Genomic DNA, 13220 nt, shown 5'->3' with positions numbered 1-13220 from the left:
GAATAGAGAATTCGCCTAGTAAGGCTCGCGGTAAGAACGCTTTTGCCCGATATAGCCTTCCGCTCCGAACCGCCGAAGAACTCTCTTGGTTCGACAATATCCGCTTCGATTGGCGAAAGCGTTGGAGTAGTGCCGCGCGGTTGGTAACACCAAATCCGCATCAAGTAACACTTTTCCCACACACCTATTGTCGTTCTAAAAGGGGTTCTCCGGCACGTACAACGCGTTTCCGACACGTCTTTCTTGTCGCCAATTTGTTCCTTGCCAAACCGTGACGCAGTGTCGGCTCGACGGAAAATTCCGACGAGTAACGGGCAAATGGACATGGAAAATCGGGTTGACGGTCTGGGGTTTGAGGTAACACGCGAGGTGTCGACGGAGGTGCTGTATCGCAAACGTCTGTTGACCCTAAAGCGACGTGCCAGAAAGGCGATTGGTCGCGAAGCGACGCTTTTTGAGATCGTGGATTGCTTCTGTTCGGCGGATGGAGAATTCGCTCCCGCCACTATTCGCAATTATGCCGCGGCGCTGAGTTTTGCGATTGACTACTTCGAAGGATATCGCCGTATCACGGTCGAGGTAGCGCAGGCGTGTCGGAGGCGATTGGCGGACCGGCCTATCCCTCGTCCGAAAAATGCCGAAAAACGTACGTCTGCCAAAAAAGCGAAATCAGTACCGACGCAGGTTCTGAGCTTGGTTTGTAGCAAGCTACGCCGTCGCGGCCGCAAAGACGATCGCCTGCTCGTGCGCCTCCTCGTGCAAAACGTCACATTCGGACTGCGTCCGTGTGAGTACCACGGCGCGAAGGTTGAGGAATTCTATCTCGTCGTGCCGTGTGCCAAGGCGACCAACGGCCGCTCCCTCGGTGAGACGCGAGAACTGGGATTGGCCGGGCTTCCAGTCGAGCAAGTGCAGAACCTCAAAACCCTCATCGCGGAAATTGAAGTGGCGGCGAAGGGCGATGTGGCCGCGCTCATCGATCGGCTTGGGGGCCGCTTGCGCCGCGCTTGCATGAGCCTTCAGGTCCCTGTCTTTTCGCTCTACACAACGCGCCATCAGGCGATTGCCAACAAAAAATCGACCTCTTCGGATGAGCAGGTCGCCGCTTTTGCTGGACACGTCAGCATCTATACAGCGCAAAAGCATTACGCGCCCAAGGGCAAGGCTTGGAAAGTCGATAACACCGCAAAGCCGTCACCCCAGATGGTCCAGCGTGTCCGGGAACGTAAGGTCGCCGATGCTGGTTACGGTCCTCGCTTCTGATCCGTTCAGATACCTCGGCATAGATGGCGCGACACTCAGTCCATGATCATCGCGCCAGTGCCAACTGTCGAAAATGACAACAGGGGCGGGATCCAGCGGGTGGTTTTTGAGCTTCGGCTCATCCGGAAATCTGGCCTCTGCGACAGCGCCAGGTCGCGTTCGACGGCAATTTCTCGGAGCGTTAGCAGGAACTAACCAAGTTTGCGATCCAGTATAGACGCCGGCGACAATGATCCGGTAGTCTCACAGAACGGTGCCGATTCCCGGCAACGATTGGTTGGAACCGCTCTCTGCAAAAGAGCGGCCGACGGAAGGTCTGCAAACCCGCCGTCGACCTGACCACAGACATACTGCTGGAGGCAGTAAAATCATGGCTAAAGCCACTTCTAGCGGCCGTGCGGCTGCGCGCAACCCCCATTCCTATGCCATCGACAATCTTGTGCCGAAGGATGCCGTTTCCGTGCATCCCGGACTGGTTGCCCATCCGCTGGTAACGCCCGGCGTTCAGGTGCAGATCCTATCGGTGGTGGATGCCACTGGCTCGGCCAGCATTGGCGACCTCATCGCCGCGTTGCCAGAGCATGCAGATCCGGTCGGAGCGATTTTCGCTCTGATTACCGGCAAGGTTCTTCAGGTGATCACGCCTGGCATCATTGATGCACACAGCATTGTTGTGCGTTGCCAGAGCGGCGGTGAGCATGGCGGTGTTGGTGGCGCACCGGGTCCCTTTGGGTGCAATGGAGGGGATAACGCCGCCATTGACACGCTGTCGGCTACGATACCCAGCATCCTGCCAGTCGGCTTGACGTCGGTGACGGCAGGCCAGTTGCGACCTCAGGTCATCGTCGGTTCGGGTAAGAAACGCGCTGACTTTGGGCGTGCTGCCGATTTGCAGCGCCCCGGTGTCTACATCCTGCTACGCGGCCACGACGCTTACGTCGGCTACGGCTCCAATGTCGGAGCCCGGATTGCCGCCGGCCGCCAGATGCCGGAAGGTATGCCTGAGCGCATCATCACCATTACCGACGCCGACGACCGGCTGAGCGAGAATGACGGCAAAGCCCTTGAGCGCATTCTGTGGGCTCGCGTGGCTGCGGATGCTGACTTCGTGGTCGTCAACGGCCTGCCCGATGGCGCAGTGGTTAAACCGGAGCGCTACGACCAGTTGTCTTTGTTTGTCGGTCAAGTGGCGCTGGCCTTGCGTCAAGAAGGCTACATGTTTCAGGCAAGCTCAGCGCGCGCGGCAATTGCAGGCCCGCGGACGGAAACGGGGAGGCTCGGAGCACCTCGTCGTCTCGATGACCTGCCCGATGGTCGGGTGTTGGAGCTCAATTACTGCGGGCTCACCGCTCTGGCGGCCGAGCGCGAAGATGGTTCATGGGTGCTGCTCCGCGGCTCGGACGTGCGCCTTGAGACTGTCGCCTCAGCCAATAGTACCGCTGCCTTCCAGCGTGCAGCTTGGCAGCACGCAGGCCTGCTCGTGCCGGCCGCTGATAATTCGTGCTACGTGGTGATGCGCGACCTCATGTTCTCTTCGGGCAGCGCCGTCAGTCACTTTGTCTCCGGGTCCAAGGGATTTGGGCGCGCTGGCTGGCGGCCGATCAATGCGGATGCCGATGCGGAGCTGACGCTCCCCCTTCGCTAACACGGCGATCCTCTCACCCTTCTGTCATCCCCTTCTATATGTGGCGCGGCCTGCCATTGGCCGCTGCCCGGGAGACCTTTTATGTCCCTTCATAACCTCGCCAATCGTGCGCCCTCGGTTGATGACGACAATGACTGCCCAACCGACAGTTCCCCTGAGACCAAACTCCCTCTCCGCACCAGCGACGCCTTGGCCGAAACCATGCTCGACGCTGTCCTCACACCGCGCCTGCGTCGTCTCATGGCATCCCCGCCACGGCTGATCCTTATCAGAACGGCGGATAGTGCCTGTGCAGAGCTACTCGCGCGCTATCTGCGCCGGTTCCGGCAGGGCATGATGGTGGAAGCGGTCAGCGCCCTGGCCAAGAGTGGCGGCAAGTCCGAACCACGCGACAGCACAAAACTTGCTGGCCTCGAATTTGGCCGCACCGTGATTTTGATCTCCCAAGATCCGGGTCGATACCTTGTCCCGGAAGCTTTGAACGGCGCGGATGCCGTCATTGAGGTTGGTGCGCCTAATGTCGCTGTCATCCGCAAAACTATATTTTTGGTCACCGGCAAGCGCGTCCATGGCCTCACGGCAGCTGATCTTGAAGGCTTGGGGACTACCGATTTTACTACGGCAATCCGTCCCAAGCTCTCGCCGCAGGAATGCCTCGCGAACCTGCGCCGCGCTGTTGCTGCGCGGAGGGCGCCGCCGGACGCCAACATCGCCGTTTCCCTCAAAGACCTCGCCCTGACCAAGGTTGTTGCGGACTGGGCGCAGGACACCGTCAATCTGATGGGTAAAGTGGCCAATGGCGAGCTGGACGCTGCAGCCTTGCGTCATACTTGCCTCGAGGGCCCGCCGGGAACCGGCAAGACCACGGTTGCTGCCGCTCTCGCGGTTTCTGCCGGATGGACATTTCACAGCTCTTCTGTCGGAGCATGGTTTGCCGAATCCGGTGGCCATCTTGGCGATGTCATCCGCGCCGCAAGAAAGTTCTTTGACGAGCTTGCTCTAAACACGGGGCCGGTCGTGGGGCTCATTGACGAGATCGATGCACTGCCGAACAGGGCGACCATGGGGAGAGATGACGCCTCTTGGTGGACGCCGGTGATCAACTTCGTCCTCACCGAGATCGACCGCGTGCGCAAATCCGGTCGACCAGTGCTTCTGATCGCCGCCACCAATCATTTCGGGAAGCTAGACACTGCCCTCATCCGCCCCGGGCGCCTCGAGCGTCGCGTCAGCGTGCTGCTGCCTGACGGGGATGAGCGTCGGGCTATGTTCCGCAAGGTGTTGGGCGATCGCATTACGGCTGAGGGCATCTGCATCTTAGCGCGCCTCTCATCCGGAGCTACCCCAGCTCAAATCGAGAGTTGGTGCGCGGGTGCTTTCGCCACGGCTGCAGCTCAGAAACGTGCTCTGGCACTGAGCGACCTTATCGCCCAAATTGCACCGCCAAGTCTGCGTTCGCCGCAGATGGATCGCGCTGTTGCGCTGCACGAGGCAGGCCATGCCATTGTCGCCCATGAGCTTGGCGTGCCGGTGCTGGAAATCTCTATCATCGGCTCCGGCGACGTAGGAGGCTGGGTTCATACCAAGCCAGATCATGCGTTGCTGACCCGTGATATGGTTGAGCGAACCGCCACGCTGATGTTGGCTGGGCGCGCGGCCGACATGGTGCTGGGTGGTGGTGCCCACGCAGGCGCGGCTAACGACCTCGAGACCGTCAACAGCATGCTGCGTTCGGCGATGCTTGAGCTCGGGCTCTATGGTTCACTGACAACACCAAGCAACACTGACTTACGACATTATCAAGGCACCACGTTTTGGGCTCGCATCAGTGCCGAAACCGACCGGCTTCTGGAGCAAGCCTGCGAAATCGTCGACCGTCGCCGCGACGATATCGGCAAGCTTGTCGACGCTCTGCTGCTCGAACGTGTGGTGACCGGCGAGCGGCTCTCTGAACTTCTTCTCACCGAGATCAACGAGCCGTTCGAAACTATCGAGTATTCGAATGCCGATAGGAAAATGGAACCGTCACTGCCGTCGGGGAGAGTTTGATCACGGACGCCGAGCCAATCCACATCTTCGCCTATGACCGGAGGTCTACGAAGAGACTGTGCCTGCGTGCTCGGGGCATCAATCCCGAGCACGAGACACTCATCGCAAATGGGAGCAAGGGTGCGCTCCTCTCGATCACCATCAGCATGCTCGTAAACGCCATCAGGAGGACGAGGCGCGTGCTCTGGTATTGCGCCAGAGCCAAGAGCGCGAAGCGGAACTCGCCAAGCGGCTGGGGCAGGTGGAGCTAAAACTAACGCAGCGTCCGACATTTCATTTTACGGCGGATTAGGGGCCGACAGCGGACCGACAGCTTTTGGGCGATACGCTGCAAACGCAGACATGGCCATGCATCAGGGTCCGTCGGCTAGATCGGTCGCGGGCAGAAACGGCTCGCCCCATTGTGCTCCTAGTACCTAAAAGCAGTCGTCTGCCATCTAAGTCCGTTTCGCCGCAGGCCACGTTGCACCCTCCGGTGACCGCCGAAGGATGACGGAAATGCGATAGCCCTCGCCAGGGCCCATCATTAGGTCGCGCTCACGTATGTACTACATGAGAACTATCGCAGGTTAGTCAGAGCACCTGCGCTGGGCCGATGGGTAGATTTGAATGCGCATCCCGGGGCTGAGCACCATTTCCACGATCCGCAGCCCGCTTCGCGATCAAAGTTTTTGCGCAAATAGTTTCTCGATTGCAAGTATAAGCAGTCGAGCGCTAAAATAGGAACCGAAACCCTGTATCTCGCTGTCTTTCGTGCCGTCAGCAAAATCTACGACGGATTTGATCACGAGCCAGTGGGGCTGAGGTTCGAGCGCCTCATGCGCTGCCCAAGCAACCGCGAACGCCTCCATATCAACGCCCAGAATCTTACGTTGTTGCGTTACCACACCCGAGAAGAACTCCTTGTGATTCTGAACTGCGGCTCCGGATCCCATGGGGGCCACATGAAACTCTGGCACAGAAGCGGGCCGATAACCTGGGCTGTCCCTGTAAATATTGCCGATTTCCGTGGCGTCTGCGCGGATTTCGGTCAAGACACCAACCACACGCGCAGTGGCCGGCGCTTGGAAAGGGGCAGGCTCGAATACAACTGATCCATCTACCTCAGTAAACTTGCCACTTCCATAATCCCATGTCAGGTTGACCCCTATTGCATCACCGAGCTTGCAGTCGCCTTTTCGGCCAGCACAAATGCCGGACATAGCAACGACTCTAGGTTTGAATAACGTCACTGCCTTGGAAACGCTTACTCCAGCTGCCACCAGTCCCATTTGAGGTAGGCAAAGTGCGATTGCGCGTATAGTCGTTGCGCCAGAATTTAGATCCGCATGCCAATACAAGTGGGGATCGCCGGGAAAGGAGACAACCGACCATTCGCCGTTGGACACCTTAAGCAATGCCGACAATTCTGGTTCCTGCAAGGCGCAGACCAAAAGTAGATCATACTTCACAGATTTCTGCTCGGACGCCTTGCCAGCCTCAAGCAGATGATATTCTTCTCTTGCCTTTAGATAGCGAAGCTTCTCCATTAGTTTTAGCTTCCAACCTGTCTTTACCGCGCTGACCTCCTCCAGTTGCCAAGATTGGGCCGCGAACTCTTCCTTGGAAATCTCCATCGCTTCTAAGTTTGATGTGAGACCGAAAATGTACTCCGGCGGAGTCACATCTCCTCCCCGACGGATGCGCTTCAACAGCTCGACACCGCCTGACATACTGGGCGCCTCTCCAATACGATTTGGCAGATACATATCAACAATCAGAAGATCAAAATATTCGTTCCTCAGCTCCTTAAGGGCCGCCGATCCCGTGGTAACCACCACAATATCTTCTCTGATGATTCCCGAATTAGAGAGGACAGAGAATATTTCCACGACTTTGCTGTTTTCGTCGTCAACGATAAGTATTTTCAATTTTTTCCAGATCCAGCCTGACATCCCTAATGGCAATTTTCCACTCAGGCTGCGATGGATTGTAGTGAACCGCCCGAATATAGACACGTGGAAAGCGGTTCCGCAGCTCCGCATCTATGCTGTTCAAAGTAATGAGATTTGGTAGCGTGCCAAAAGTTTCGAACATCGAGACGATGATGACTTTGACGTCGATGTTCATCCGATTGATTCTCATAACAAATTCTTTGCCCGCGAATGGCAAAAGCTCAACCGGAGAGCCCTTGCTGTCCGCAACAGAATAGTTCGGCAATGTCATGTCTAGGACTACAAGTTCAGGCCTGATTTCACGTGCTAGCCGGAGACCCGGAATCAAAGCGGATGCCTGAGTTACTTCGTCACTGGGAAATTCAGCCTCATAGAAGCTGATTAGTTGCTCGCGCTTTTTAGGATTGTCCTCGACGAATAACGCTCGCATGATCGACCTCTAATAGTTTACCAGATTGAAGATCATACTCACACCGAAGCGTGAACGCTCGCGGTCAACTGTTACGATGGTATTGGGCTTCCCTTCTCTCACGGTTGATCTCGCGACTTTTGCAAGGCCAGATCCCCCTTCTTTGGGCAGCTTTTTTTCATACTCACCAGTTCGGATCTTTTCGTTGTTATCTAGAGCGGCCTGCTCAGCCTTATCGACATCGACACAGTCACTTGTAAAGTCCACACCAAGCGCGTTTTGGCCAATCACGGTTATAGTCACCTCGATCGTCGGAGATTTCCATCCAGAGTGATCGTACACATTTGTAAATAGTGCTTTGAAAACCTCAATTAGGATGTGGAGGGAGTACGTCAGGGAGACTTGCGTATCTCCGCTAAAGTGAACCTTTGGCTGAAACTCGGGATAAAGGCGTGTAACGATCTTTTGCGCAGCGGATATTATATCCACTAGACCAAGCGGCTCTACGTCTGTTGATCGGGCGACATTATGCCACGATGAAACATCCTTTATCGAGTTCGCCAGTTCTTGGCGGGCGCGCATCAGCGCGTCTGAAAAGGGAGACAGCCTCGGTCTGCCAGTAGCTAGCCTCACTTCCTCTTCCATATTGTCGATGAGGTCATTGAGTTGCTTTGACAATTCAACTTCAATATATCTACGCGATTCTACTAGATTATTGTCTAGATTGGCCCAGAAAACAGCACTAAATTCTGGGAGAAAATCTGAAATTGTTGATGCTGTCGCGAATCTTGAGGATAGAGATAATACGGTCGATTCAGCCCAATCACAGACAACTAATCCTAGCGGCTTGTCGGGTCTCCGTACATGTAGCAAATCTTCCTTGACCTGCTCGAGCTTCTCGTCGAACGCCTCCGAGAATTTAGCAAGAATGGCTCCGATTGCATTGCCATACGCGTCTGAGCCATCCTGCAGGTAATAGTCCTTCCAAAAGCAGTCTTCTGGGTACTCTGTAAGACCTTTTGGGGTCAAAATATTCTCAGCCAGCAACGGTGAGCGCAGATGCTCCGCGACAGCGCCGTGCCGCATGCCCAGGCTAAGATAAGAATCTACCCCGTAACGAGGATCTACTGCGTACTTCTGTATAAGCTCGCTGAGGATGTTTTTCGCGATATCCAAAGATTCATTACTAGGTATGACAAACGTGAATTTCTCAGCGCTGCCCGACGTTAGGTAGGCCAAAAATTCGGTATCAGCGTTTTTTTCAACCGGCAGAAGGCCGGCCTCGATAAAGTCATTAAGCCTATTAAACTTCGGCAAAAGATCGGCTGCTGCCCATTTGGAGAGGGCTTCCTCGTCGCACTGCACTTTGCCAATGTGAAACCTTTTCAGCAGTTCATCAATTGTCTGCTGCCCAATAATGTCATGAACTTCCGACAGATATTCATCTTCCCGCTCTGGGTTTGCCTGCTCCAAATTGAACAAAATATGGATGCGCTCTTCCTCCATTTCTTCTTTGGAGGTGAACTCGAGCGACTGCCTCAGTGAACTTGTAGTGCAGGCCTCGTATAGGAAATCGATAATGGAGCTGTCGTTCGCGGCCAACTCGCTGGGTTTCAAGAGGCCACGAGAAGTAAGAAATTGCTCGACTGCTAGATATACAAGGTTCTCACCTTCCTCGCCCAAATGAACCGCTACTCTGGCTAATGCAACCGCGACTCTTGGGTCCTCCCCGAGGTGGCTGACAGTGTCTTCAGTGAGCAGTGGAAGTAAACGAGCAGATGGGAAATACGATGTGCCTAAAGGATCATTGTTTGTAAAATCATAGAGCATGAGGAGAACCTCATGCAATCTTCCTTCTTCTATTCCGCAAAGACTGCTGATGAGGAAAATTTCTCTCTGCTCGAAGGCAGAGTCAGAGCGCCCGAGGTGAGTGCTCAAGCTATCAAATGTCAACTTGATGGCCGGGTGAGGGGAGGCAGCGCTACACCCGAAATGTATAGCTGCAAGCTTGCGGCGGGTGATAGCAGCCTGTACTTCTTCTAACGTTTCAGCCGTCTTAATCCCGTAAAAGGCGGAAGCCAAATAACCCCTTGGGCTCTGTGGTTGGAAAAGAAATTCATTCGCGAGTGCGATGTCGTACGTACGATCGGCAGCTGTGGCGGGCGCATCAACAATACCAATGCTGTTCAAAAAGCTGGAAGCTGAGGGGGGGATAATGGGAAGAGAAATCTCGCCTCTCTGTGGATTGCCGACAAGTCTTTGCGCCGGTTTAAACCGCCAGTCGCCTGCCTGCTCCATCAGCTCAAGAATTTCGGGATGAACTGAAAGAATGCTTTGCGCGTCAACGTCGATGGAGGAGGTCGCTACGTTTATGAGCGCTTCGTATTGATCAACGACAGGGAAGTAGGCGTACATCTGCACGAGCTGTTCGTACACCATTTTATGCAATATTGGGCTAAACGTTATTGCATATAGAAAGAGATTCAGCTTTTCGTTGCGCAGGTTATTGTATAGTGAGATATTCAATATTTCAAGAATATCTGTTGGATGCCTATCAACTTCGCACGCGATTGCCTTGCTGTACAATATAAGATTTGAGATCGAAGGAGTCGATACGTAGCCATTCGATGTGAGCCAAGCCCTTTGTGTTTCTAACCCTTTCACTGCAGCGAATGCGAATAGCAGCTGAGAGATCGCCGAGAAGCTCCACATCTCATTTTCTATTTCAGAAAGAGATTGATCTAGGCTGGATGAATAATCTTCTATTTTGGTGTTAGTAAAATTTAGATTTTTATTGTGCTGCAGTATTTCCACTATGTGAAGCTTGGTCGCCGCGACGGTCCACCGTATCTGCTCCCCTAGGGAACCATCTGCACTTTGGACATATTCAGGCAGTTGCGATGGTCGCTTCGGTCGTAGGGAGACCAAGTTGTCTTTTATGCGATACCGCGGAATGTACCATTCAAGAAGATCAATCAGGTTCCTTAGAGACGACTGCTTCGCAGTTTTCGCGACCAGTTTGGAGGAAGATGGGTCAGCTCTAATTTGAGCCTGTAGGCTGCTCAGAGGGCGCTTCAGCCGTGTTCGGCCCTTCTGTTTCGAGCTATTTTTCTTTGACTTCATCTTCAGCCTTCAATCCTCAATATTCAATATTCAATATTCAATATTCAATATTCAATATTCAATCTGGAGTATGCATCGGCATCTTATAGGGCGCTCCGTTGTAACTACATAGCGGAGCTAAGAGCGCACATCTTTTCCCCAAGTATCTCAGGTTGTGAAAGACGAATGCGGGCGACGACGCTGAGGCGTCCATAACAGACAGCGCGTTGACTATGTTTGGACTAGCCGATCCATCGAATTAGACGCCCCCAACAATCGTCAGCCACACACCACCGGCTGGGAGACAGGGGCGCCTAAACGTGGTGGAGCGGATCCCGCCCAACGGCAGCTTTCGGGAAATGTTGAACGATATCAGAATGACCACAATGGGGGCGTTTGCTGAATGTCCGCTTTGGGCGGTGTATGATCTAAAGTAGCCATTGGTTCGGCGGGATACCTAGGTCTCGGTTAGGGCCGAAAGCGAACTGGCTGTTAATAAGCACCGCGGGCGAGAAAACGCATTGCATCATCCTCGGGGTACTCGATGCCTTCGGCTTTCATTGCAGCGTTGTTCGGGACGTAGTACACGCCACCCGACTTGACAGTTGTCCCACCATAAGTGGCGGACTTTTCGAGCAGAATGACCTCTGCGTCATTGCCGATGGCTAGAATCGCCGCAGCACTTGCCGCGCCACCAGAGCCCACAGATGATAACATCTGTAGTGTCGTTCCAGCCGCTCGTTGCAGCGACTTCCTGGGCCAGGAGGGGCGCCACTGGCCCCAGAGACACTGCAGCCTCGGCGCCTGCGGCTGCCAAGAAATGTCGGCGAGAGAGCCGAGGCTCCAGCGCTTCGTTTTCAGCCAAGTTAAATACCTCCCATAGACAAACTGGCCGTTGGTGGTCTTTCCGGCGGCACCTGATCGTGTTGTGGTGCCGATGCCTATCCCCACGGACGACCGACGAGCGGACCTTACGTGTTGCCGACCTGGTGGATAATGATCCGGGCAAACTCGAGCGGGTTTCGGCCGCGCTCGAGCTCCCTGCCCAGAAGAACAACCGCGACCATGTTGTGATCATCATTGCCCTCGAAAGGGCCCTAGAAGGGCTTTGACTGGCTCTGGCGCGCTTCAGCAATCTGCTCGCCCTGCCCGACGCCACCGAGGAAGCGGGCGCAGCAGGGTGGAAAAGATTCAATGCCAATGACGCTTTTCGCGCATCAGCTCCAGTTGCGTCGGGTTCTGATGGACGGATTCTGTCGCTTGTCGTTACGACGGAAACTGACGGGATTAAAGAAATGCAGTGCCAAACTCTAGGCGGGGTTGTTCTTTTTCTATCTCCAAAAGTTCGTGGAGATTTTCAGGTTACGCATGACTGTAAGTAGAAGCTATTTTGAAAACCATTGATGCTACATTTTACATGAAACCGAACTCTTGTATGGGAGTTGGGCCGTTATTTTCATAGTAAATCGGGCTAACCTGCGACTTTTTGTACATCAGTTCTAAATAGGGTGCGTCGGAGGATAATTTAAAAGTACGATTATTCTGCGTATTTTCGAACGCCGGAAACCCTAAGCGTCAGATTTTAATCTACTAATACCAAAGTCTTATAGCTGGCGGGGTGCTGACTGCTGCCACATCATCGCCCATATTCCTCGACCGCCCGCGAGGCCGCTCTCAGCGGTCCTGGGCTAGTTGAGAGGAATTTTAATGGGCCAGAATACGCATAAGGCCGTCATTGCTGTGCTGGCGGAAACGTTGCCAGGGGAACGCCGCGTTGCATTAGTGCCAGCAGATATTGGCAAGCTCGCCCAATACGACATCGTCGTCGAGGCTGGTGCTGGCCTGAATGCTGGCTTTGTAGACGAAGACTATAGCGCTGCCGGTGGCAAGATTCTTGCGCGCGCCGAGGCAATTGCCGCCGCCGATCTGGTTCTGGCCGTCCGCGCACCCGATTTCGCCGGCTTTGCCCCCGGCAAGGTGGTGATTTCGCTTGGTGGCCGCGACGCTGCCGTCGCCGATGCTGCTGCCAAGGCGCAGATCCTCCATCTCGGCATGGAGCGCCTGCCGCGCATCACCCGCGCCCAGAGCATGGATGTCCTGTCGTCCCAGGCCTCCATCGCCGGCTATTCAGCGGTTCTCGAAGGCGCACGCCATCTCGATACCCTCCTGCCGATGATGACGACCGCCGCAGGCATCGTCCGCCCGGCCAAGATGATCGCCCTCGGCGCCGGCGTTGCCGGTCTGCAGGCCCTCGCTACCGCCCGCCGTCTCGGCGCAGTCACCTATGGCTTTGACGTGCGCGAAGCCGCCCGCGAGCAGGTTGAAAGCCTCGGCGCTGAGTTTGTCTTCCCCGACGTTCCGGATGCAAAGGCCGAAGGCACTGGCGGCTACGCTGCCGCCCAGAGCGACGACCAGCAGTTCCGCCTGCGCCGCGCCCTCACCGAGGCCCTGTCGCGCACCAATCTGATCATCACCAGCGCGCAGATCCCGGGTCGCGTCGCGCCGATCCTCATCGATGAGGAAACCATCGCGGCCATGCTTCCCGGCACGGTGATCATCGACATGGCCGCCGAAACCGGTGGCAATGTCACAATCACCAAGCCCGACCAGATCGTTCGCCACGGCCGCGTCACCGTGATCGGCCCGACCAATCTGCCAAGCGCTGCGCCCACCGATTCCAGCCGCCTCTACAGCGGCAACATGCGCACCCTGCTGACCCATCTCTGCAAGGCGGGCCCGCTCAATTTGCAGGCTGGCGACGAAATTCTCGATGCCCTCGCTGGCGATCAGGCTCTGCCTGCTCGCGCAGCCGCTTAAC

At 55.3% G+C, this 13220-nt stretch carries 8 protein-coding genes; 4 read left to right on the top strand and 4 right to left on the bottom strand.

From position 1 onward, the window contains the following. Nucleotides 1-318 precede the first annotated feature (318 nt). The 3 genes from JHL21_RS06290 (at nt 319) to JHL21_RS06280 (ending at nt 4957) form a co-directional block, all read left to right on the top strand. Nucleotides 319-1263, top strand: a complete 945-nt coding sequence (locus tag JHL21_RS06290) for a hypothetical protein (RefSeq protein WP_200212560.1) — start codon at nt 319-321, stop codon at nt 1261-1263. Between the two features lie 370 nt (nt 1264-1633). Beyond that, the gene (locus tag JHL21_RS06285; RefSeq protein ID WP_200212558.1) at nt 1634-2908 is read left to right on the top strand and encodes a hypothetical protein; all 1275 of its coding nucleotides are present in this window, start codon (nt 1634-1636) and stop codon (nt 2906-2908) included. 81 nt (nt 2909-2989) lie between these two features. Then, complete coding sequence (locus JHL21_RS06280; protein ID WP_200212556.1) at nt 2990-4957, top strand: AAA family ATPase; 1968 nt, start codon at nt 2990-2992, stop codon at nt 4955-4957. 662 nt (nt 4958-5619) lie between these two features. Here the strand turns inward: JHL21_RS06280 and JHL21_RS06275 are convergent. The 4 genes from JHL21_RS06275 to JHL21_RS06260 form a co-directional block, all read right to left on the bottom strand. After that, on the bottom strand, nt 5620-6891 hold the full coding sequence (locus JHL21_RS06275) for a response regulator (RefSeq protein WP_254081961.1): 1272 nt from the start codon (nt 6889-6891) through the stop codon (nt 5620-5622). After that, a complete protein-coding gene (locus JHL21_RS06270; protein WP_200212552.1) occupies nt 6848-7321 on the bottom strand; it encodes a hypothetical protein in 474 nt (157 codons plus the stop codon). Before JHL21_RS06270 ends, JHL21_RS06275 begins: the two co-directional genes overlap by 44 nt. A 9-nt stretch (nt 7322-7330) precedes the next feature. Continuing rightward, nucleotides 7331-10423: a hypothetical protein gene (locus tag JHL21_RS06265; protein WP_200212550.1), complete on the bottom strand. Its 3093-nt coding sequence runs from the start codon at nt 10421-10423 to the stop codon at nt 7331-7333. 471 nt (nt 10424-10894) lie between these two features. Further along, nucleotides 10895-11119 carry an FAD-binding protein gene (locus tag JHL21_RS06260; protein ID WP_200212548.1) on the bottom strand — a complete coding sequence of 75 codons (225 nt, stop codon included), beginning with the start codon at nt 11117-11119 and terminating at the stop codon, nt 10895-10897. Between the two features lie 990 nt (nt 11120-12109). On the opposite strand from JHL21_RS06260, the gene JHL21_RS06255 reads away from it, so the two are divergent. Beyond that, nucleotides 12110-13219: an NAD(P) transhydrogenase subunit alpha gene (locus JHL21_RS06255; protein ID WP_200212547.1), complete on the top strand. Its 1110-nt coding sequence runs from the start codon at nt 12110-12112 to the stop codon at nt 13217-13219. The last annotated feature ends 1 nt before the right edge of the window (nt 13220 follow it).

It is taken from the genome of Devosia sp. WQ 349K1 (assembly GCF_016595685.1).
In the GTDB taxonomy this organism is placed as follows: Bacteria; Pseudomonadota; Alphaproteobacteria; order Rhizobiales; family Devosiaceae; genus Devosia.
Note: the sequence above shows the minus strand (reverse complement) of the source record. Positions and strands in the feature narration are given on the sequence as shown.